Genomic DNA, 24,414 nt, shown 5'->3' on the forward strand with positions numbered 1-24,414 from the left:
TTATGGAAATGAATGTATTAAAAGAAGGTATTCCAAAAGTTTTGCCGGATCATCCTGGATACGATCAAACGGTACCGCATGCTCCGAAGCGGAACATCGAACAAACTTTACGACACGATGAAAAACAACTTGCAGTCAGAAATGCACTTCGCTATTTTCCCCATCATTTTCATGAAATTTTAGCCCGTGAATTTGCTGAAGAACTTAAAAATTATGGTCGTATTTACATGTATCGATTCCGTCCAAAATACCCGATGCATGCACGTGCAATCTCTGAATATCCAGCCAAATCCAGTCAGGCTGCTGCAATTATGTTGATGATACAAAATAATTTAGATCCCAAAGTTGCAAAATATCCACACGAACTTATAACCTATGGTGGCAATGGTTCTGTTTTTCAAAATTGGGCTCAATATAAATTGACCATGTTTTATTTAAGTCAAATGACTGATTTTCAAACATTGGTTTTATATTCTGGTCACCCACTTGGGTTATTTCCATCACATCCGGATGCACCTCGCGTAGTAATAACGAATGGGATGATGATTCCAAATTATAGTAAAAAAGAAGATTGGAACAAATACAATGCCTTGGGGGTAACTCAATACGGACAAATGACTGCCGGTTCATTTATGTACATTGGTCCACAAGGGATTGTACATGGAACCACGATTACTTTATTAAACGCAGCAAGACGATTTCAAGCAAATTTGAATAATTTACACGGCCAATTATTTATTACATCCGGTTTGGGAGGCATGTCCGGTGCACAATCTTTAGCTGCAGTTATAACCGGGGCGTGTTGTTTGTTGGCAGAAGTCGACCCTGATGCTATAAAACAACGATTAGAAGATGGATACATTGATCCAAATAATATTTTTAATTCATTGCCTCCGCTTTTTAAAGCAGCCAAAAATTATAATAATCAGGAAAGGGGCATTGCTTTGGTGTATGCAGGAAATATCGTCGATTTATGGGAATATGCTGTTCAACATAACATTAAGGTTCATTTAGGTTCAGATCAAACATCTTTACATAATATTGATGACCTTGGTTATTGCCCGGTTGGTTATAGTTTTGATGAAGCTAAAAAGTTATTACTTCAAGATAAACCCGCATTTTTAAAAGCAGTACAATCCAGTTTGTGCAGGCAAGTAGATGCCATCAATACCCTTAGTCAAAGAGGCATGTATTTTTGGGATTATGGGAATGCTTTTTTAAAAGAAGCGGGAGCAGCCGGAGCTAAGGTTTGGAAGGATGCCGATCACATTCAATATCGATATCCCTCTTATGTTGAAGACATCATGGGGCCCTTGTGTTTTGACTATGGCTTTGGACCTTTCAGGTGGGTATGTTGTTCTGGAACCCTAGAGGATTTGGAGAAAACCGATAAAATTGCAGAACAGGTAATTATTCAGCTTATAGACGTATTGGATGGAAATCCGAAGCTTCAATACCAGGACAATTTGAAATGGATTCAAAATGCGGGATCCAATTTACCGGTCGTTGGAAGTAAATCGAGAATACTTTATGCAGATGCCCGGGGACGGATAGCAATTGCCAAAGCGTTTAACAAAGCCATCTCAGAGGGTGTACTGAAAGGAGCGGTGGTTTTAGGAAGAGATCATCATGATGTATCTGGAACGGACTCCCCTTTTAGAGAAACATCCAATATTTACGACGGCTCCAAATTTACAGCAGACATGGCCATTCACAATGTAATTGGTGATAGTTTCAGAGGTGCTACCTGGGTTTCCATCCATAATGGAGGCGGTGTGGGTTGGGGTGAGGTGATAAATGGAGGATTTGGAATGGTCTTAGATGGGAGTAAAACTTGCGATGACAAAATCCAGAATATGTTGCACTGGGATGTTAATAATGGAGTTGCAAGACGGGCCTGGGCTAGAAATGAAGGAGCTCTTGAGGCTATCCAAACGGCCATGCAACAAGAACCCTTATTGCAAGTATTCCTTCCGAATGCAGTTAAAGACGGCGACTTAGAAAATTTATTTTAATTTAGCCCAATATTCTACAAACTTTAATATCTTTCGTGCCTTAAACTCAAAATGTATGATGAATGAAACGGTCCAGGAAATTATGGTTCGGGACGTAATATGTGTAAATCCAACAGACACACTTCAGAAGGTCAAAGAATTACTGATCAACAACCGGATTCACCACGTACCTGTGGTTGAAAATGATATGAAGTTGGTTGGTATTGTTACTACCTATGATCTTTTTAAATTAGCTGTGGATCATAAAGATTATCCAACAACAAAAGTTGGAAATGTAATGACCAAAATACTTGCAACCATAGAATCTACTGATAAAGTAGGGACTGCGGCAGAGGTATTTATGGAGCATTTATTTCACGCATTGCCTGTTGTAGATAATGGAAGACTGGTAGGCATCGTGACTTCTTTTGATGTATTACGCTACGAATACAACAAAGAATATCCAAAGAGATTTTAATTTGCATTTATAGTATGAAGCCTAAATTTAGACTTCAATATGTATTCTGATCAAGCTTAACATGTCTATTGCACCGGTATTTTTATATGTTTTTTTTGGAATTCTGGTAATTTGCTCCCTCGTTGCTTTGTGGATTGTTGCCAGTAAGTACCGTATGGAAGCACGGGATGCCATTCGTGACAAAAATGAGTTACGTATAATTTACGATCAATTGCGTAAAGAAAAATTTGATCTTGATGAAAAAATTCTCCAAACGCTTGAGCAAGAAAGAACTTATAAAGTTGCTTATGAAGACTGGAAATCCAAATATGTCATATTAGAAGAAAAATACCTCGAAGCAAAGCGTAAATTCGATGATCCCTCGATAATTAGTGATTTTGAACAAACAAATCAAGCGCTCAAGCTTACTCAAAATTTAAACCAGGAATTAGAACTGAAAGTATTTGAGCTTGAGCAACAGATCTTGCGTTTAAAAACAAATTCGAAATTGTCAGAATCAGAATCCGGAGATTCCAAAATTGTGGCTGATCTTAAATCCATTTTAGATCAACATCTAATGATTATAAGCAATATTATCGGTGACGAAAAAATGGAGCAATATACTTTGAAGGCCCAACCTTCGGACCCATTGCATTTAATTAAAGGAATCGATGAAGATGTTGCAAGTCGATTAATCTCAAAAGGAATTCGCAGTTTTGATCAAATAAAAAACACATCTAAAAAGGATTTAAGAAAATGGATGGTAGAATTTGATGAAATTGATGATAAACTAATTGAATCTTGGCCATATCAGGCAGAGGCAATACTTAATGTAACAAATGAGCAAACTGTTCGTAAATTATAACATCCTCAACTTCTTTTTCGATAGTTCCATACAGCCCAAGGTATTATAACGGTTGCCATCCCAAGTATAGCTATTATATGGGGTAAAATATCTTTTAATCCACTACCCTTCATGATGACCAGTCGCATGACTTGTACGAAATATGCAATGGGATTAATTTTAGTTATCCATTGAGCCCAAAGAGGCATGCTGTCAATTGAGGTATAAAGACCGCTCAATAATATAAATACCATCATTACAAAAAATGAAATCAACATTGCCTGTTGTTGAGTGTTTGCATAGGTAGAGATCAAAAGCCCCAAACCTAAAATGCAAAGTAAATAAGCAGAAGAAAACAAATAAATTGATCCCACGTTACCAACCGGCACAATGCCATAAATTAATCGCGCTACTAATAAACCAAGGGTCAATACCACTTGTCCCATAATCCAAAAAGGAATTAACTTCCCAATAATAAAATGGTACTTCTTTATGGGTGAAACATTTATTTGCTCGATCGTTCCCAGTTCTTTTTCACGAACAAGATTTAAAGCAGACATATTTGCACCAACCATTGTCAGCAGAATAACCAAAATTCCAGGAACCATAAAATGCTTATAATTCATCATTGGATTATACCAATATGAATGTTCAATTTTTATAATAGGAACTGGATTAAATTTAGGAAATTGAATCCAGTTCAATCTAATTTCACGATTAAAATCGCGAAGGATAGCCAACAAATATTGTGCTCCCAAACTAGCCCGTTGTCCATTGACTGCATTTACTGATGCTGAAAGAATTGCTTCATTTTCCCGTATCAGTATCTTTTCAAATCCAGAAGGAATTTCTAATATAATATCTACATTATCATGTTCCATTCGTTCCAATCCTTCATTATAGGAATCAACATAAGAATTTAATTTAAAATATCCGGATGCAGTAACTTTTTGAATCATTTCGCGAACGTACGTTGAATGATCGTGATCAACTACACACAGTTGTATATTTCTAACTTCATAATTCGCTGCCAATGGTAACAGTATCAATTGGATCACAGGCATCACCAACAACATTCTGATGTTGGTTTTTTCACGAAAAAACTGACTGAATTCCTTTTGTATGATGAACTTTATGGTTCGCATTAATTAAAGGGCTAATCGCTTATCAAATTTTCGAATGCTAATTATAAAGAGAAGGCAGGTCATTCCAAATAATATCAACGTCTCTTTCCAAATAGCTGAAAAACCAAGACCCTTTATCATAATCGCCTTTACAATATTAAAAAACCATTTTGAAGGAATTATATTTGAAAGCATTTGTAATGGTATTGGCATGTTATCTACTGGAAACATAAATCCACTAAACATCAATGTTGGCATAAATAATCCCACCAACGTGCCAAACATAGCCGCTGTTTGAGTAGCTGCAACTGAAGAAACAAACATACCTAATGACAGTGAGGTAATAATAAAAAGGATTCCTTCAGCCAATAATAAAAACAGATTTCCCTTTACAGGAACTCCTAAAACAAAATAACTCAATAGCAATATACTACAGATATTAATAAATGACAATACAAGGTAAGGAATGGTTTTAGAAATAATCACCAAAGCTGGTCTTAGAGGGGAAACGAGCAACACTTCCATGGTTCCCATTTCTTTCTCTCGGACGATCGCAATAGAGGTCATTAATGAACAGATCAATAAAAGCACCATAGCCATAACTCCAGGCACAAAATTATATGCCGCTTTTAACTGAGGGTTATAGATCATTCTCACCTCAGGCTTTATTGTATAAGGCAATTTATTGAGTGCAATCAATTCATTTTGATAATCACCAATTATTGAACTCATGTAATTAACCAGGGTAGTTCCCACATTTGGATCAGAAGCATCTGAAATCAATTGGATACGAACATCATTCTGATGATGTAAGTCATTACTCAACGAGCTAGGAAAAACTACTACAAGCCGAATAAGCCCTTGTTTAAAAACAGGATCAATTTCAGAATCGCTGTGGAGCACATGTACTATTTCAAAATATTTACTAGCCTCAATACGCTCAATCAATTTATGGCTTACATCGTCAGTTGCATGATCCAGTATTGCTATTTTGGAGTTTTTTACTTCATTAGAAAGAGCAAATCCAAAAATCAAAATCTGAGCGATAGGCATTCCAAATAAAATCAATAAGGTCCGTCGATCTCTTAAGATGTGAAGCCATTCCTTATTTACAAATATCCAAAACTGCTTCATCATACTTCAATGCGACTAGATTTTCTTGCGAGACTTAAAAAAACGGCCTCCATATTGGGTGCGCCGATCTGTTGTCTCAATTCTAATGGGGCACCCAATGCTTCTATTTTTCCATCAACCATGATTGATACCCGGTTGCAATACTCGGCTTCGTCCATATAATGCGTAGTGACAAATATGGTTGTACCTCTATGAGAAGCTTCCATAATTAGCTCCCAAAATTCACGTCGTGTAATTGGATCCACCCCACCGGTCGGTTCATCCAAAAAAACAAGTGGTGGATTATGTAAAATTGAAATTGAAAATGCCAGTTTTTGTTTCCAGCCAAGCGGAAGCGATTTTACCAATACATTTCTTTCATTTATCAGATTCAAGATATTTAAGATATCATCTGCCTTTGAATTAATTTCTTTCGAGCGCAACCCATAAATTCCTCCGTAAAAACGCATGTTCTCAAAAACAGTCAAGTCTTCATAGAGCGAAAACCGTTGACTCATGTAGCCAATATTTTTTTTAATCTGCTCAGCCTGTGTCTTTACATCAAAACCAATAACTTTTGCTTCCCCCGAACTTGGATTTAATAACCCAGATAACATTTTAATCGCAGTAGTTTTCCCTGCTCCGTTTGCCCCTAAAAATCCAAATATTTCACCTTGCTTTACATTAAAGCTGATATTATCAACTGCTGTAAATGCCGCAAATCTTTTAGTTAGATTTGTAACTTCGATCAAATAATTTTCAGGCACTCTTTTTCATTAAATACATAAAACAATCTTCAATTCCTGCCTTTATTTGAAATATTTCAATGAGTTCGTGCTGCTTTGAAATCAGATAGGTCTTACAAGAAGCTATTTCATCTGTTAGATTTTTAAAAACTACATGACAACTATCTCCAAAAGCATAGCAAGAATAAACGAATGGCCAAGATTTTAAGTCTTGAATTAGACGATACATATCCTTTGTCCGAACACCAAATAATTTTTGATCAAAATCATCTACAATGTTTGCAGGCTTATCAACCTTAAATAAGCTTCCATCTAAAATCAATGCAACCCGATCGCATAAAGCAGCTTCATCCATGTAGGGCGTCGAAACCAATATAGTAATCTCGTTAGTTTGTAATTCTTTAAGCATGTCCCAAAATTCCTTTCTCGAAACAGCATCAACGCCTGTAGTAGGCTCATCAAGAAATAAAACTGAAGGCCTATGAATCAGCGCACAAGACAAAGCCAGTTTTTGTTTCATGCCACCAGAAAGCTGGCCGGCTCTGCGGTGTTTAAAAGGTTCAATCTGTTGGTAAATTGATTTTATTAAAGAATAATTTTCGCTAATGGTGGTATTAAACACCGAAGCAAAAAATTGTAAATTTTCTTCTACTGTTAAATCCTGATATAATGAAAACCGACCCGGCATATACCCAATTCGTTTTCGAATTTTTTCAAAATCGTCTACTATATTTAAGCCATCAACATAACCCGTCCCTTTATCAGCCAAGAGCAAGGTATTTAAAATACGAATCAGACTTGATTTTCCTGATCCATCAGGCCCAATCAAGCCAAATAATTCAGCTTTTGAAATTTGCAAATTAATATCTCGAAGTGCATTAACCTCCTCCCTTTTAAACCGGTATGATTTTGAAATGCCAATCGCTTCAATTGCAGTCATCTTTTAATTAAATTTCACTTCACCATACATACCTAATTTGAGGTATCCATCATTTTTAACACGAATTTTAACAGCATATACCAAATTGGCCCTTTCATCCTTGGTTTGAATGGTTTTTGGTGTAAATTCAGCTTTGTCACTGATATAACTTACTATTCCAGGAAATTCTTTAATAGCAGAAGCCGCATCGTCAACATATACTTTAACCTCTTGATTTAATTTTATTTGAGTCAATTGACTTCCCGTGATATATGCTCTTAAATAAAGTTCATCGAGATTTGCCAGTTTATATATTGCTTTTCCAATGGTGACAACTTCTCCCTCATGAATATACTTAGTCAATAGCGTACCTTTGATTGGATTTCTAATTAGCGCTTTTTTCAAATAGTCATCTGCCATTGCCTTCCTTTTTTCAAGTGGTTCCTTCTCACTGGTTATTGCACGATTTTGAATCTGAACCAAGTCTTTCTGTGATCGAATTTGCTGTTTAATTAATGAAACTTGACTCTGAGCGGTTTTAATCTGTTGTTCCAATATAGCAATTTGCGAAGTTAAATCATCCAATTGCTTTCCAGGTGCTGCATCTGCCTTAACGAGTTTTTCTAGTCTGATTTTTTCATACAAAGCATTTTTCAATTGCAATTGCAATACTTTTATTTGTTCTTCTTGCGATTCCATTTGAGATTGCAAAATTTGCACCTGAGGAACAGCGGATAAGGTTTTATTATCCATTGCTTTAATAGATGAAGCAATTTGCTCACTTTGCAATTCATATTGAATCGGGTCAATTTTTCCAACCACAGAATCCTTTTGCAATTCAGAACCTTCTTCAACTTTAAATTCAATGACTTTGCCGATCACTTCAGATGATACAATAATTTCATCTGATTCAAATACTCCGGAGGCATCTCTTTGCATACCATTATGATTGCAAGCTTGCAACAAGCTGACCAGAAGAATTATTGAGAATTTAGTACCGTACTGCTTCATAAATTTATTCCTGAATAATAGTAAAACAAATATTGGGCTTGAAGAAACTGAACCTTATGAATATATTCTGTAGTTCTGGCTTGCTCTTCCGCATTCAATTCACGTAAATAATCACTTGTTGTTATGATTCCATTCTCATATTGTGATTTAGAGGCATTTTTAATTTTAATACGCAATTCAATTAACTCCTTATCAGATTTTAAAAGCTGGACATACTTTTGAATTTCCTGGTTTTGCTGCATTAAATTGAGTCTGGTATTAAATAAAAAACTTTCTCGTTGCAATTCAGCCAAATTTTTATTTAAAATTGATACTTTATAGTCACTTCGATACTGATACAAAGCAGAAAAATTCCAGTTCAATTTAATTCCACCTAAGTAATAGAGTTGGAACTCATTTTTTAAAAAATTTAATGCAGGGTTGGAGTATCCAAATTGACCAAATAAATTTATTTTAGGAATTGATTTCGATCGATTAAACTTCCATTGCAAATTTGCCAAATAAATTTGTTGATCCACCAGCTGTAACTCAGGTCTCTGAATAACCGGACTTAATACTGGGTTCGATGGTTCAAGCAATTCAGCATTTGCTTCTAAATTTCTATTAATAAAAATACTAAGGGTTTGAAGCAGTTGAATCTTTTGTGCATTCAGCTCAATGCGTCGCTGATCCAATTTCAATTTTTCTGCTTGAATTAAATAAAGTGTATTCGCAGCTATTGTTTTTGCATTAAAAGCAACTGTAGCTTTATTAATTTGCTCGACTAAGTCTTTCTCAAGCAAATCCAAACTCTTTTGATGGAACTGGCTGAGTAATATCCCAAAGTATAATTGCAAAACTCGATCGTTTAATTTGTAAAGCTCTGTTTCAACTTTACTAATTTCGAGCTTTGCATTCGCCCGGGTCAATTTTTTTTGTAAACTTATGCTACCTCCATCATAAACGATCTGTCCAATATCAGCATAAAACTTATATTGATCTTTATTAGGTGGATTCGGTGTTGGAAATCCAGGAATATTGATATCAAAACTTGTAACATCTGATTGGTATGAAGCTTGGGCATTGACATTAACTTGTGGCAGCCAGGCTTTGTTTAGAATAGTTACCGTCGCCTCTCCTGTTTTGACCAAGAGATCCAACTGCTTAATTTGAGGATAATTTCGGCGAGCTAAAATAAGACAGGAATCCAAACTAATTTTAATATCCTGAGCAACCATCTGATTACAAAGGCTGGAAAAAATTAGGATTAATAAAACAAACGTACGCAAGGAATAAGTCATTAACGGAATGCTTAAAAGTACAAATGTACTAACAAGTATAAATGTAAATAGTTTTCAATTCCCATAATTCAGAACTGTTATAAATTTTTCTAATTTTTCAAACTATCCTGATGCATGATCAATTGAATTTGATTCTGCAAACTTGAACAAATAGAATCTACTTTAAAGAGGCCTCTTTCAATATCCGGTGCCATAAATTCTTCCACATCATTAAACATCATCACTGGCCTTAATAAAAAGGAATTTGTCCGTGATCAGTCCAAAGCACGGTAGTTCGTTTAGAATTTTCAGCAGAAAGTATGAAGGATCCTTTTGAATTTAATTCAAAAGGAAGCTTTCCTTTCAATTTATAGACCATTGAATAAGGTGGATCTGCCTGGACGATCTCTATTAAACCTGCTCCTGATTTTTCTGGGTCCCCTTTCCAATGCATAACGGCACCATTTTCAGCATCCTTTCCTTCAAATGTAAATTGAATCGACTGATCTTTCTCTTGCCAAGCTGACCAATTCTCCCAATTTTTAAGTATGCCTATTTGATTGTACACCAATTTTTGCGAGGCTTGAACAACTCTGGTTCGCTCTACTTTGAAATTTGATTTAGCAAAAAACGCACTGAACAAATAAACGACTACTATAATGAAAAGAAATTTTGTAAATCCAAATATATAATTCATAATTTAGATGCTAATATTAGTTAAAATTAGTCAATTCTATTTATACCACAAATTAATGCTAAATTTATGGATATGGGTTCAGAATTGCTAATACGACTCCCATTCAGGAAATGTATAATTTTATTGATCGCTTATAGCTACCAGTCCAGAAAGCCCAACGAATAAATAGTCTATTAGTGCATCCATGTCCATACACCATATAGTTAGAACTAATTTAAGTACCCGTTAACCTACCTATAAAATTACGCACGAATGACCCAAAATTAAGCTTCAAGCCTGAATTACATGGATCGATTCAATATACCAATGGCAATGGCAGTATTTAAATTTGAGAGCGGTGCAGTATAAATCCCAGAATGTTCTTCAAAAGCACCAATTACGAATATTGTTTTCGGCATAACCCAACCTAAAACTCACATTGCCCTGAGCATCAATTAATTTATTGTATTTAATAATAGCTTTAAAATACTAAAAAAAAACAGATCTTGTTGCTGTTTTTACAATCCATTTGCATGGAAATTAAAAGTAAAATAATCTTATTAATTGTAGCCTGTTTGGCCTTTGGGTTGTTCTCAAATCTTTACACCCTCGAGCTTCGTGCTGAAGAACCAAGGCGTGCGGCTACCGCTATTGAGATGTATCTGACCAAAGACTATGTGGTCCCTCATTTGAACTCCTATAATTATTACAATAAACCCCCTTTATTCAGTTGGGTACTTAGCTTTTTTTTTACTCTATTTGGTTCATTTGATGAATGGGTGGTTCGATTACCTTCCCTATTATCATTTGTATTAACGGCATTGGTGCATTTTTTAATAAGTAAAAAACATATTGGATTTGAAGCAGCCTTGTTATCTTCTTTATTTTTTTTAAGCTCTGCAGATTTATTATTTTATGGTAGTTTAAATTCAGGTGAAATTGATTTATTTTATTGCCTGGTAAGTTATATTCAGGTCATTTCGCTTTTTAGTTATTTTCACAAAAATAATTCCTGGTTATTAATACTATCCTACTTAGCAGCATCTGTAGGGTTTTTAACAAAAGGATTTCCAGCAATTGCTTATCAAGGATTTGGACTATTGGCACTTTGTATACAAACCAAGAAATGGGAAAATCTGGTAAAACCGGTTCATTTCATTGCAATTTGTTGTTTTACAATTCCTGTTTTCACTTATTATTACTTGTATTATCTAAGGGAAGGCACAACTGTTTTTTCTTATATCATTCGCTTGTTTGAAGAAAGTTCGCAACGAACTGGTTTTGGAAGTCGGCTTCACAAAATCAGTATTAACCTGGTTAATTTTCCAATTAAACTGGTTCGCTTTTTATTTCCTTGGTCCTTGTTATTTCTATTGGTATGGAAGCGAAGTATGTGGATCAACTTATTTTCGAACTCTTTTTTAAAATTTGCATGTCTATTTCTAGCATGCAATATGCCCTTATATTGGCTCAGCGGAGAAACGAAAAGCCGTTATCTCTATTTATTCTACATATTAATCTTAAGCGTTCTGGCGTATCATTATTTGAATCATCCCGAACGCTCAAAATTCCGGAAATCGTTTGAAATCTCAGGATTCATAATACTCGGATGTATGACGGTGGCGCCTTTGTTTTTAAATTTTATTCCAAACCTAAATGCCATTCCCCATTTATTTTTAAAGACTATTCTCGCTATATGTGGCTTTGCAAGTATTTTATATGGCTATTCTCTAACAAATGCATTTAAAATCTATTATTTAATTTTGTCAATGGCCTTCTTCCGGATTGCTTTAAATGTATTTTATCTACCAGCAATACCTCAAATTGAGTCCAGATTATTTCGACCTACAATTTCTGAAATATTACAAATTACAAAGTCAGAACCTATCCACCTTTATGGTAAATCAAACAAAATTCATACAAATTTATTTTTGGGGAAATTAGAACTCACAAATTCCAAACTTGAAACAGCACCTTTATTGCCTTATCAAATACCCTATTATATTACAAAGGCCAATAAGCATATTATGCAATTTGATTCAGTATTAAAAGATCAAACCTTTTACATAGGTCATAAATATGATTTCAGAGATCAGCCTATTCAAATTTATTTTCGATTTTATGACTTTTGGTTAAAAGACAGCTTGTATCTAGCAAAGCTGAACAAGCCCAATTGAATTTACGTTGAAGAAAACCTTAAAAACAATACGATTTTTTCTCTATGAGTGCCTCTGCAATTCTACGTCGATGTGCTTTAACATTGACCGGTTCGTATCTAGAAAAACGTTTTATTCCAAGTAACATGATTCGAAGTTCATCACCACTTGCAAATGAAGCTAAGGCATCCTGTCCATTTTTTACAAGTCTTGATTGTGCATCCCAGAAAAAAACCTTCATAGCAGATTCATGCAAATCTGTCAACTTCTCAGGGTATTTCCCTTTTAGTTTTTGAATCCTTAGGACAATCGATTCAACCAGATATAAATCGATGATCATATCTGCGACATTGATCAAAATTTCCTGTTGCGTTTTAAGATCATGTTTTCCATCCATTTGATACTTAACTGCAGCCCCGGCAACCATTAGCACCATTTTACGAAAATCCTTAATACTTCTGATCTCCAAAGCATAGTCTTCATCAGAAAGATTCGTAGAAGGCAGGCTTGTCAATTCTTTTTGTACTTCCCAGGCAGGTCCCACCAGGTCCAATTGACCTTTTAGGGTTCGACGTAAAATCATGTTGATAATCAACATTCGATTAATTTCATTGGTACCTTCATAAATTCGATTTATCCGGGTATCCCTATAGATTCTTGCTGGTGCATATTCTTCACTATACCCATACCCTCCATGGATTTGTATTAATGCATCAACAACATAATCTATCATTTCGGAGCCGCTGATTTTAATGATAGCACATTCAACTGCATATTCTTCAGCAGAAGTTAACATAGCTGTTGCGGCATCTTTGCCTGATTGAGTTGAAACTATTTTTCGATCTTCCATTAGATCTGCTACCCGATATACGGTTGACTCCAATGTAAAGATGCGGATGGCTGATTCCGCCATTGTAAACTGAATGGCTCCGTAACTGGAAATTGGGTGATCAAACTGTTGCCGTTCATTTGCATACCGAATTGCCATTTCTAACAAGCGTTTGGTGCCACCCATACAAATAGTACCCAATTTATAACGACCAATATTCAATACATTAAAAGCAATTAAATGACCTTTTCCTATTTCTCCAAGGATGTTAGAAACCGGAACAATTACTTTATCAAAATAGACTTGTCGTGTCGAAGAACCTTTAATTCCCAGTTTATGCTCTTCTGCACCAAGACTAATCCCTGACAAGTGGCTGTCTACAACGAATCCTGTAAATTTATTTCCATCGACTTGTGCAAAAACGATGAACACATCTGCAAAGCCAGCATTTGTAATCCAGATTTTTTGACCTGTAATTAAATAAGCACTTTTATCATCCGTTAAAACGGCTTGAGTTTTAGCAGCGAGCGCATCGGAACCTGATCCCGGTTCTGTCAAACAATAAGCAGCTTTAATAGATCCGTTACACATGCCTGGCAAATACTTCAATTTAAGTGCTTCCGAACCGAAATAAAAAATTGGGAGCATACCAATCCCTGTATGAGCCGCTAGGGTTGTATTGAATGAAGCTTCTCCTCTACCCAATTCTTCGGAAATGAGGGTATTACTAAATGTATCGAGAGGATTCCCACCATAATGTTCTGGTATATGTGATCCTAATAGACCTAATGATGCTGCTTCCTGTAAGAGCGAAACTTGTTCGTTGATGTCATTCCCTCTTGCTAAAACTTCCTGATTAACAAAACTTCGTACAGATTGACGAATCATTTCCTGATCTTCATTGAGATCTTCAGGAATAAAATTCAAATTAAAATCAGTATCCTTAATTAAAAATTCACCTCCATTTAATAGCAACGCACTCATGTTTGATCTTATTAATCGGAAAAAACCATCCGTATTAATAAAACGAAAATACAAGCGAATAGATGTACAAGTAGAAAGGTATTTTTGGAATGCCTGACTACATATTCGTTTTTGAATGGTAGATTCAATAACAAACAAGACCTTAAAGGAAAGCGCTTAAACTAATTCTCTATATTTCTTTTGATTAAAAACCATTTGAACAAATGAACCGGATAAGAATTCCTGTGTATCAATTTGGGATTGAAGCATTGGACCTTTATACTTTCCAGACAATAACATTCTGGCAGCTTCCAACATAGGAGCAGCCGTTGTTGTTTGGATGGCTTTTAATTTATGGCTTCCCACAAAAGAAGGTTCAATGCGAAGACTACGCTCTTTGATGCGAATGGAACCCGAAACATCTTTTCCAATGATCCCAACATATAAAACTATAAGGTCCTCATCAACATTGGGGATTACTTGTTTCATTTTATCTAACAGTGCAATTTCAGGATTGGGTTGCGATCCGATTTCGGCCAACTGATTTTTAACCCATTGGTAATGCCCTGGATATCGAATGGTTTTATAATCCAGATTGCGAACCTTTCCTGAAAAATAATCAGGTAAATCAGCAGCCCCTCCACTGGTAAAATCATCTTCATAATGAATGCCGTCTATTAATATATCAGTAGTTTCTGTAAGGGAGGGAATGGTCGTTTTAATTCCATTGCGAATTACAATGGCATCTTTTACGTATTCTGTTGCAACACCAATAGGACTCCAGGTAAACCCATAATAATGTGGGTTGGTAGTAATCCGAGTCAAAGCTCCTACTTTCATAGCAATATGGTCTACCTGTTGATCCCCATACTGTAACACAAAATCCTTATATAAATGATTGGCAAGAATATTAACATATCCTGGAGCCAAACCGGATTGTAGGATAAATCCAGTTTCAGCATCTTTTGCTAATTCAAGAATTTGATTGGTTTCATCCACATATTCGGTAAGATTCACATAGTGCAACTTGTATTTTTTTGCAAAAGCAGCCATTTTGGGTGCTTCTGAACCTGGAAGGCAATCCAATAGAATGTCTGCAGATTTTAAAATGTAGTCCATATGTTCCGAAACAACATCCTGTTTTATTTCAAAGGATTCAATATTAACGAGACTAGAGGCTCCCTTTTGAATCCATTGACATGCTTCTTCTGCAATATCAAGCTGGATGTCTCCAATAAAAATTTCACAATCAAAATCAGGTTGTTCAGCCATAATCAAGCCTGCAGCACGTCCAATTCCACCAGCTCCGGCAATGATCACTTTGTGTTTTATATACATGTTCAATCGATTTAGACTGCAAAATTAAAAATGCCAACCCAGTGCGAGCCAAACTTGGGAACAATTAACATATAAAAGGGATTGAATGTATTGATATTACACATTATTAATATTATATATATGTATTTTTAAAACATATTATTAATATTTGTAATATTTAAAATGCAGATTAATAGCAAAAAATAAATAATTTTTTAGTGTAATATGTAAAAAACACATACATTAGCGTCTGATTTAATATATAATCTACTATAGTCCTATGGCGCGGTCAAAAAAGAATAAAGAGACTGCCTGGCAATCCTTTGTCGCCATGTTAAAAGATGAACGTCTCTCCAAAATTATTGCCATCCTCTGTTTTATGATGGCACTGTTTATCCTGGTTTCCTCTATTTCCTATTTCTTTACCTGGAAAGCAGATCAGGATAAGATTTTTAGCTATTCCTGGCACATCTTATTTAACTCTAAAGTAAACATTGCCAATAGTTTAGGCAAGTTGGGCGCATTGAGTTCGCATTTCTTATTTTATTATGGATTCGGCATTGCTGCCCTCCTCATTGTGCCAATTATAATCCATTTAGGATTCCGGTTTTTACATCGGTCCGGCTGGCTATCCTTCCTAAGATTTACAACCCATACGTTGGTGATCATGTCACTTTTATCTATGATCTTTTATTATGTGTTTCAAAATTGGAGTTTCCCCTATGGAGGAGCTTTTGGCGCACGAAATTGTTTGTGGATGGAAGGAATCATGGGACCTATTGGAGCAGGCTTGGGTTTGGTTTTTGGATTAATTGCACTTGTTGTATGGTATTACAACCCAAATTTGCAGAACTTTCAAGCCGATGCGGTTGGCCACACCGCAGTTTCGTCGATGTGGAATGCTGATTGGTTTAATTTTAAAAGCGCATTTCAAAACGTTACGAATGATGGCGGCCACAATCCGGAGCAGTTTTTAAAAACTACTCCAAATCCAACACCGCAGCAAAAACCTATCATGGTAGACTGGAGTGAACATCCAGACCAGGATGATCTTTTGGCATCATTGGCACCAAAAGAAGACAAACCAAGCCAAACACCAGACCTTGAAATTGCCATTTCTGATCCCACAGATTTTCTAATGGAACCCCCTGTAAGAGCAACAGAACAAAGCGATCATCAGTTTTTCCCACAAGCCGTCTCAGTAGATGACGACGGCTGGGAAGCTGAGGATCTTACGCCCTATGACCACAAAGCAAATCTTTCAGGATACAAAGCCCCTCAGCTTGACTTACTCCATGATTATTCGGATCAAAAATTTGAAATTGATCGCGAAGAATTGGAAACCAATAAAAATTTAATTATTGCAACACTTCAACATTATAAAATTGAAATTCAAAAAATAAAAGCAACCATCGGACCAACGGTAACTCTTTATGAAATTGTTCCCGCTCCGGGTGTACGGATTTCCCGGATCAAAAGCCTAGAAGATGACATTGCTTTAAGTTTATCAGCTCAAGGCATTCGAATTATTGCACCCATTCCAGGCAAAGGCACGATTGGGATTGAAGTAGCAAACAAAAATCGCCAGACTGTTGCTTTAAAAGAATTGCTTCGTTCAGAACGATTTAATGATCAAAAATTAGAATTGCCAATTGCATTGGGTAAAAATATTTCAAATGAAGTAATCGTTGCGGATCTTACCAAAATGCCTCACCTATTAATTGCTGGTGCAACAGGTCAGGGAAAATCTGTAGGGATCAATGCCATCCTGATGTCTTTACTTTACCGCAAACATCCATCTGAAGTAAAGTTGGTCTTAATAGATCCTAAAAAGGTAGAGTTGCCAATTTATTCTGAAATCAGCAAACACTTTTTAGCTCAATTACCAAATTCAGATGAAGCCATTATCACGGATAACTCCAAAGTTATTTATACACTCAATTCGTTGTGCATTGAAATGGATCAACGTTATGGTTTATTAAAAATGGCTCGTGTTAGAAACATTCTAGAGTACAATGACAAATTTACCAAACGCAGATTAAACCCTGAAAAAGGACATAAGTACTTGCCCTACATCGTACTTGTAATCGATGAATTTGCCGATTTGATCATGACGGCAGGAAAAGAAGTAGAAATGCCCCTGGGTCGTTTAGCGCAATTGGCTCGTGCTGTAGGTATTCATTTAATTATTGCAACACAGAGGCCTTCCGTAAAAATTATAACAGGTTTGATAAAAGCAAACTTCCCGGGAAGAATCGCATTTAAAGTTTCTTCTAATATTGACTCCCGCACCATTCTGGACTATGGAGGAGCAGAACGTTTAATTGGACGTGGAGATATGCTATTTAATGTAGGTTCCGATATGATTCGTTTACAATGTGCTTATGTTGACACACCGGAAGTTGAACGGGTAATTAAATTTATAGGAAATCAACAAAGCTACGGTACGCCCTACTTGCTTCCTGAATATAAAGGTGACGAAAACGATAACGACAATGGAGGTTCATCAATAAACATAAACGATTTAGATGAAAACTTTTTTGAAGCAGCACGCCTCGTCGTTCAGTCTCAACATGGAAGTACCAGTATGATTCAACGCCGAATGAAACTTGGATACAATCGTGCAGGTCGTATCATGGATCAACTTGAAAGCCTTGGAATTGTAAGCACCGGGGAAGGAAGTAAACCAAGGGAAGTTTTGGTATTTACAGAACCTGAATTGGATAATATCCTATCTAAATTGAAACGCTAAAATGAAAACAGATTACTACACCATACGACTAAAGACTCTCGAAGATCTTTTTTGATTTTCCAACTGAGAATGATAGTAGATTTTTGCCCCTGCTGACCACAGGGGCTTTTTTTAAATAGTGATAAAGTGAAAAGACTAGAATTAATTACGAATTACGAATGATTAATTACGAAAAAGGAATGAAATACGAATCAATAATTAATTTGTGTACAATAAACTTTATTTAACGATTAATTTATCAATAGCTACTTGTTCCTGCTTGGCGTTTCTAATACTCAACAGATACATCCCGGGTACTAAATTTTCTCTTTCAATTTGAATTGTATTTGATAAAAAGGATTTAGTCCATAATGTTACCTTATTTAGATCTTGACAGCTCAAAAAATATTTTTCGTATTTATCGCAATTGATTAGGTTTATTACTGCATGCTGAGACATTGGATTAGGTTGAATATTAAATTGCAACTTGCCAACTTGAGTCGAATTGATCACCTTAACCTGAATCGGAATACCAACTGTATGGAATTCTTTATTGGTTTTTACAGCATCATTAAAGTCAAAATAAATAAATGCCTCGTTTTCAATTTTAATTCCATTTCCTAGTTTCTGTATTGGTTTTATTTTGTAACTAACAAATCCATGAGAAGCTTTTTGATCAATCGCAGAATCGGGTAATAATATATTCTGAAAACTAAAATTCAGTTTTCCGGTTGGGTCAATCAACAACTGATATGGATGTGATGAGGATCCCAAAGAAAGCGTGGTTAAATCTAGATTATTGATCGGTATTTGATTAGCAATTCTGACATTAAATGCAGTATCCGTGCCCGTATTTTGAAAACGGATTATATATTCCAATTCCTGTGTTTGATCAATATATTTTCTATCTGATAAACCAACAGGGTATCCGGTTATATCATTTGGATCAAAACTACCCCGTACTTGCAGGCAAAATTTTGAAATAAAAGGTTCGCCTTCATCGAGATTGTCAATTCTTGAAACTGGGGCCCCTGGAACCGGATTTGCAGAACAAGAGACAATTTCTGTACGAGAAGCTTGTTTATAAGGATTTGAATCATCCTGCTCGGCTATAAACAATACGCGTGATGCAGTTGGAATTTTAATATTGAATTCTTGGCCGGCATCTAAGACAAACAGCCCCGAAGCAATGGTAGATGCTTTGAAATTTGAAATGGATTGATCAATAGCTATCCATTTTTTAGGACCCAACATGGCAGCAGTTCCTAAATTTCTTATACGCAATTGAATAGAATCTCCCAAACACAAAGCTGAAGTTTTAATATCCGCATGGGCGGATAGATTGCAGGCAGTATCAGGATAAATATGCGCTTCCGCACAATGAAAATCTCCCAATTTAGTATTACAAGAAACTTTAATCCGAATTGTAAATGCTCCAGAAGTATTTTCTTCAAGATCGCCAATTAAGAATCTATATACGTTTCCATTTATACTGGCTACAGGTTTTCCTGAGCTTATATAAATAAAATTTGTATCCAAAGCAACATCTATGTAGGCATCTTTAGCTGCAATCGTTCCTGAATTTTTATAATACACATAGATGTCCGATTCAAAACATCTCCTTAAGAACGGAGCTTGAATATCGACCTCCATAAACGGACATTTGCTCAAAGCTTGCAATCCGATATATAAGGTATCATTTAAATTATAGGTGCTTGCACTAATTGATTTTATACATGAATTCCAATAGGAATTGCTTGAAGGCACATTAAATTGATAATCACCCTGCTCTATTGGGAATCGGAAATTTCCATAGGCATCGGTATAGGCAAAATTAATTTTAGAGCCGTTTTCAACTTTTACGATTCGTTTAGGTAGTTCAGTTTCTCCATTATCTTTTACGCAATTTTTATTTGCATCGTCAAAGACATTGCCTGTAAGTAATTTTGTCGAACTGGTTGCAATGCGTGTGCGGTATAGCCCATTTTTTATTGTCAGCATATACAATTTCTGAGCAGGAGAAATGGTCAATGCATTTAAATTATATTTTAAATCAAGATACACATTAAATGTTGCCCCTTGATTGGTGGAAGTATATACTTCTCCGGTAAGACTTGCGGTAAAAAGGCTTGCAATATTATTACATGCTTGTCCGCTATTTGCATTAAAAAGCAAATTCCCATTGCCATTCAACAAATCAACTTTTTCCCAGGTGATGCCTTGATCATTGGAACGAATCAAACCACTCCCAAAAGGATCCGGATAAAACATAAAAGCGGTTGAAAACCCATCGCTTAAAATTTGATTGGCAATCAAGTCTCCGCCCGGAAATACAAATGACCAATTTAATCCTTGATCCACAGAGCGGAATACCCCATCTCGACCTAATATCAGCAAGGAGCCATCTGGAAAAATTCTCAGGTCAATTCCTTCCACACCCAAAATGGATATCCAGGTTTTACCTTGATCCGGAGATCGATATAATTTTTCGTTTTCAAGAAAATACAAGGTGTTCGTTGCATGATGGTAGTAGATCTTATTTCCAACTCCATAGTTACTGTTTTTTATTTTTTGCCACTTGCATTTACATCCGAAAAATAATAGATGCCATCATTATTTAAAAAATAGTAATCCTTATCCATCACTTGAATTCGTTCGAATTTAGAAGCGTATTCAAAGTCAAACTCTCCAAATAACAATGGATTCCAAACGAGTCCGCCATCTTCTGAATAAAAAAGACCATCTACTGTCAGTGCAAAAATTTTAGATTCTGAAATAAAATCTACTTCAAGCGGTGTTGCGAAATCGATGCCTTGAGCAGAAAAACTCCAGGACGCCCCATTGTTATCAGAACGATATAAACTACCTGAATACAGCAAGCCAAAAACTGCGCCATTCGTTGTTGCAGCAAATGTGCGGATGTATCGATTAAGAATTGGATTCGAAAAGAGGGGCAAAAAATTATCTCCATAATCATCCGAATAATAGGCTGCATATTTTTCAAAAGCAAACAATCTCCTGTTTTAGAAACAGCCATTTCCACATAAGTATCCTCCCCTGCGGATACCCCAATGGTCCGTATTAAATTGCCCGATTGGTCGAACTTCCAAATTTGTCCTTTACCGGACACCAATACCAGACCATTGCTGGTTGAAATAATTTCTTTAGATCCATCTCCGAAATCATCGAAATAAAATGGCAGCCAGTTTAATCCGCCGTCATTGGATACATAGATGTTTTGATTGCCAATTGCATACACTTGATCCGTATAGCTGTTGTAATAAAATGCATCGACGTCAGTTTGCAAGACAGCAATCCAGCTTTGTCCATTATTGATTGAACGATAGACTTTTTCGTAATCTGAAACCAATAAAACCCCATTTGGCAATGCATTGACATTAACAATCGCCTCAGCAGTAGGACTATTGAGTCCTGACCAGGACTGTCCGTCGTTTACAGACACATATAAATTCTTGCCAGCGGCCCCATAAAGATTGCCATTATATGCTACCGTAAACGGGTCGTACACTTGTCTGGCTGCAGGAGTCGGCATTTTTTTCCATGTGGCGCCACCGTCAACAGAACGAAACAATACGGCCAGATCATCGTCTTCAAATAAGCGTTGAAACAGAATGCCATTTTTCCCTTCATAAACCTTTGAGCCTCCGCCATAAGGTCCGTTCAATCGTTCATAATTTTGGGCACTTAATGATGTATGAAAAAGTAATAAGCACCAGAATAAACTTACGGGAATAAAGATTCTCATAATTGATTTTTTTTTTGTGGGTGATAAAGACGTGCTAAAATAAGAAATAACAACAACAAATAAAAACATTCCTTTGTATAAAGCCCCATCATCACAACAGGTACTTTCCTTCAAGATTTTTAACTGTTGCAACAAATATATAAATAATTTATGCTTGAATAAAGGGTAATTTTATCTAAATGTCTAAAGATGAATTGGTCAAAGCAACAAATTGCAGATGAGCTAAATGTCTATAGTAGTAATATTTTTCGTGAATTAAAGCTCAATTCATAAAAAGGATGCTATAAGTAATATGCTTATAATCAAATAATTGTGAGATCTGACCGGGACGCAATAAATACAATACCTACAAGTTGATTCTTGAATGGATTAAAAATATAATCAATTTTAAAAAAGGATTAGTAATTTGGCAAATAAATTTGTCAATTATGGTATACAGAATACAAAAATTTCTTATTTCAATTTTTGCTTATTATATACTTTATGCTATTCTCAAAATTGGCAAATTCAGAATACTGCTACTAATTTTAACGACATATTTCTACTAGACAATAATAAAGGATGGATTGTCGGTAGGTCTGGAATTATACAGCATTATGATGGCAATAAATGGGTTTTTCAGAATTCTAATAGTACTAATGACCTAGCTTCTGTTTGGGCAATAGATGAGAATAATGCATGGGCAGTTGGAAAGTCTGGTACTATTTTAAAATATAATGGCAGTAATTGGAGTATCGAAAATTCTGGGACTACATCAGATTTACTAGGTGTGTGGGGCTTAAATAAGGACAATGTTTGGGCTGTTGGTCGTTCGGGAACTATCCTTAAATATGATGGAAACAGCTGGATTCCTCAAGCTTCTGGAACAACCAAGAATCTTCAATCAATTTGGGGTCCTGATATGAATAATATATGGGTGGTAGGAGCAACAATTCTCAATTATAACGGAAACAACTGGTCTCAAATAAATGCTGATACCACAAATTATCTTTATAAACTATGGGGAGTTGATAAAGATAATATTTGGGCCGTTGGTGCAGGGGGAACTGGAAATGGTGCGATTTTAAAATTCGATGGTACAACATGGTCAAAACAAGCTTCAAATACAAATGCAATACTTTTCAATATTCATGGAACTGATGTAAATAATATTTGGGCAGTTGGGACAGGTGGAGTGATCTTGGTTTATAAAAATAATCAATGGGTAACTCAAAATTCCGGCACTACTGCATATCTCACTGGGGTATTTGCAACAGATGTAAATAATATATGGGTGGTTGGTTGGTCAGGTACTAAATTATTAGGTGATGGCTTTAAATGGAATAAGCAATATATAAATTCTCAGTCCCTATTCAATGTTTGGGTATTTGACCCCAGAAATGTTTGGGCTGTAGGTAGCAAAGGACTAATTGTTAAATATGATGGATCAAATTGGATAACTCAAGATTCAAAAACTGTGAATGATATTTGGGGTATCTGGGGCAATGACTCCAAAAATATTTGGGCCGTAGGAAGTAAAGGTACAATTCTTAAATATAATGGTAACAGTTGGTTAAATCAAACAATAGCCACAACTGAAGACTTTCAAAGTGTCTGGGGCATTGATAATAATAATGTATATGCCGTTACTTACAGAGGGAAAATTTTTAAGTATGATGGATCTGCCTGGGTCAACCAATTGGCAAGCAGTGGAGATTATCTATTTGGAATCCATGGTATTGATTCTAATAATATTTGGGCTGTAGGTTATAAAGGTAAAATTTTCAAGTACGATGGAACAAATTGGACATCAATGATTTCCAATACAACGGAAACTTTAAGGAGTGTTTGGGCTGCAGATGATAAAAACATCTGGGCTGTGGGAGATGGTGGAGTCTTGTTAAAATATGATGGTGTTAGTTGGACTGTTCAAGACCCTGGTATTAGATTAAATGATTTGTATGGGGTTTGGGGAACAGATGCAAATAATGTATATGTTGGAGGTACTCAAGGTATTCTTTTCAAATACGATGGAACAAAATGGAAAAAACAGAGTGTACCAAATGTAAGATATTATTCTATTCATGGTTACCAATCCGATATCTGGGCAGTCGGCACGGGTTCAACCATTTTATATTCAAATCAAAGTTCTGTTAATGTAAGAGATCCTAAGAATAAAATGAACGTTTTAATGTACCCCAATCCTGCAAATGATTATGTGCAGTTCTCTTTCGATCAGGAAAAAAGTGGTATGACGGAAATTACTCTATACGATCTATTAGGAAAACAAATCATGACTAAGGCAACTATATTGAATAATGGTAAATCAAATGTAAATATTGATCTGGCTGGGCTTCAAAAAGGAGTATATCTGACAACAATTAGCTTGGGTCGAAATAAATGGAAAGGTAAACTTGTTGTAAATTGATTTAGACTAAGATAAATGAATAATGATTAGTTAATTTTATTTCTTTAATAATTCAAATAGATATAACAATCTCAAAATATAAAATTGCTAAAATGCTTTTTG

At 35.6% G+C, this 24,414-nt stretch carries 18 protein-coding genes; 6 read left to right on the forward strand and 12 right to left on the reverse strand.

The features are described from left to right. Positions 1 to 2 precede the first annotated feature (2 nt). The 3 genes from IPK91_04890 (at position 3) to IPK91_04900 (ending at position 3,316) form a co-directional block, all read left to right on the forward strand. A complete protein-coding gene (locus IPK91_04890) occupies positions 3 to 2,015 on the forward strand; it encodes a urocanate hydratase (protein ID MBK8296610.1) in 2,013 nt (670 codons plus the stop codon). A gap of 55 nt (positions 2,016 to 2,070) precedes the next feature. Next, positions 2,071 to 2,472, forward strand: a complete 402-nt coding sequence (locus IPK91_04895) for a CBS domain-containing protein (GenBank protein ID MBK8296611.1) — start codon at positions 2,071 to 2,073, stop codon at positions 2,470 to 2,472. 61 nt (positions 2,473 to 2,533) lie between these two features. Then, complete coding sequence (locus IPK91_04900) at positions 2,534 to 3,316, forward strand: hypothetical protein (protein MBK8296612.1); 783 nt, start codon at positions 2,534 to 2,536, stop codon at positions 3,314 to 3,316. A 5-nt stretch (positions 3,317 to 3,321) separates the two neighbouring features. On the opposite strand, the gene IPK91_04905 is transcribed toward IPK91_04900, so the two are convergent. The 7 genes from IPK91_04905 to IPK91_04935 form a co-directional block, all read right to left on the reverse strand. After that, positions 3,322 to 4,440, reverse strand: coding sequence for an ABC transporter permease (locus IPK91_04905; GenBank protein ID MBK8296613.1), 1,119 nt, complete (start codon positions 4,438 to 4,440; stop codon positions 3,322 to 3,324). A 3-nt stretch (positions 4,441 to 4,443) separates the two neighbouring features. Continuing rightward, positions 4,444 to 5,553 (reverse strand): ABC transporter permease, encoded by a 1,110-nt coding sequence (locus IPK91_04910; GenBank protein MBK8296614.1) that lies wholly within the window; start codon positions 5,551 to 5,553, stop codon positions 4,444 to 4,446. After that, positions 5,553 to 6,299 (reverse strand): ABC transporter ATP-binding protein, encoded by a 747-nt coding sequence (locus IPK91_04915; GenBank protein MBK8296615.1) that lies wholly within the window; start codon positions 6,297 to 6,299, stop codon positions 5,553 to 5,555. Before IPK91_04915 ends, IPK91_04910 begins: the two co-directional genes overlap by 1 nt. Beyond that, positions 6,292 to 7,218 (reverse strand): ABC transporter ATP-binding protein, encoded by a 927-nt coding sequence (locus IPK91_04920; GenBank protein MBK8296616.1) that lies wholly within the window; start codon positions 7,216 to 7,218, stop codon positions 6,292 to 6,294. Before IPK91_04920 ends, IPK91_04915 begins: the two co-directional genes overlap by 8 nt. 3 nt (positions 7,219 to 7,221) lie before the next feature. Then, positions 7,222 to 8,208, reverse strand: coding sequence for an efflux RND transporter periplasmic adaptor subunit (locus tag IPK91_04925; protein ID MBK8296617.1), 987 nt, complete (start codon positions 8,206 to 8,208; stop codon positions 7,222 to 7,224). Next, the gene (locus tag IPK91_04930) at positions 8,205 to 9,425 is read right to left on the reverse strand and encodes a TolC family protein (protein ID MBK8296618.1); all 1,221 of its coding nucleotides are present in this window, start codon (positions 9,423 to 9,425) and stop codon (positions 8,205 to 8,207) included. The genes IPK91_04925 and IPK91_04930 overlap by 4 nt, the downstream gene beginning before the upstream one ends. 292 nt (positions 9,426 to 9,717) lie before the next feature. Next, positions 9,718 to 10,164: an SRPBCC family protein gene (locus IPK91_04935; protein ID MBK8296619.1), complete on the reverse strand. Its 447-nt coding sequence runs from the start codon at positions 10,162 to 10,164 to the stop codon at positions 9,718 to 9,720. Positions 10,165 to 10,676: 512 nt separating this feature from the next. Here IPK91_04935 and IPK91_04940 point away from each other — a divergent pair. Beyond that, entirely contained in the window at positions 10,677 to 12,320 is a 1,644-nt protein-coding gene (locus IPK91_04940; GenBank protein MBK8296620.1) for a glycosyltransferase family 39 protein, read from the forward strand. Between the two features lie 19 nt (positions 12,321 to 12,339). Here the strand turns inward: IPK91_04940 and IPK91_04945 are convergent, their stop codons facing one another. Next, a complete protein-coding gene (locus IPK91_04945; GenBank protein ID MBK8296621.1) occupies positions 12,340 to 14,112 on the reverse strand; it encodes an acyl-CoA dehydrogenase family protein in 1,773 nt (590 codons plus the stop codon). A gap of 156 nt (positions 14,113 to 14,268) precedes the next feature. Then, entirely contained in the window at positions 14,269 to 15,429 is a 1,161-nt protein-coding gene (locus IPK91_04950; protein ID MBK8296622.1) for a saccharopine dehydrogenase NADP-binding domain-containing protein, read from the reverse strand. Between the two features lie 259 nt (positions 15,430 to 15,688). Between IPK91_04950 and IPK91_04955 the strand changes: the two genes are divergently transcribed. Next, the gene (locus IPK91_04955) at positions 15,689 to 18,160 is read left to right on the forward strand and encodes a DNA translocase FtsK (GenBank protein ID MBK8296623.1); all 2,472 of its coding nucleotides are present in this window, start codon (positions 15,689 to 15,691) and stop codon (positions 18,158 to 18,160) included. Positions 18,161 to 18,379: 219 nt separating this feature from the next. On the opposite strand, the gene IPK91_04960 is transcribed toward IPK91_04955, so the two are convergent. Genes IPK91_04960 through IPK91_04970 form a run of 3 tightly spaced genes read right to left on the reverse strand, consistent with a single transcriptional unit; the run spans position 18,380 to position 22,019 of the window. Further along, complete coding sequence (locus IPK91_04960; GenBank protein ID MBK8296624.1) at positions 18,380 to 20,647, reverse strand: hypothetical protein; 2,268 nt, start codon at positions 20,645 to 20,647, stop codon at positions 18,380 to 18,382. A gap of 56 nt (positions 20,648 to 20,703) precedes the next feature. After that, complete coding sequence (locus IPK91_04965) at positions 20,704 to 21,018, reverse strand: hypothetical protein (protein ID MBK8296625.1); 315 nt, start codon at positions 21,016 to 21,018, stop codon at positions 20,704 to 20,706. Beyond that, complete coding sequence (locus IPK91_04970) at positions 20,922 to 22,019, reverse strand: hypothetical protein (GenBank protein MBK8296626.1); 1,098 nt, start codon at positions 22,017 to 22,019, stop codon at positions 20,922 to 20,924. Before IPK91_04970 ends, IPK91_04965 begins: the two co-directional genes overlap by 97 nt. A gap of 292 nt (positions 22,020 to 22,311) precedes the next feature. On the opposite strand from IPK91_04970, the gene IPK91_04975 reads away from it, so the two are divergent. Next, a complete protein-coding gene (locus IPK91_04975) occupies positions 22,312 to 24,312 on the forward strand; it encodes a T9SS type A sorting domain-containing protein (protein ID MBK8296627.1) in 2,001 nt (666 codons plus the stop codon). Positions 24,313 to 24,414: the final 102 nt, after the last annotated feature.

It is taken from the genome of Saprospiraceae bacterium (assembly GCA_016712145.1).
GTDB lineage: Bacteria > Bacteroidota > Bacteroidia > Chitinophagales > Saprospiraceae > Vicinibacter.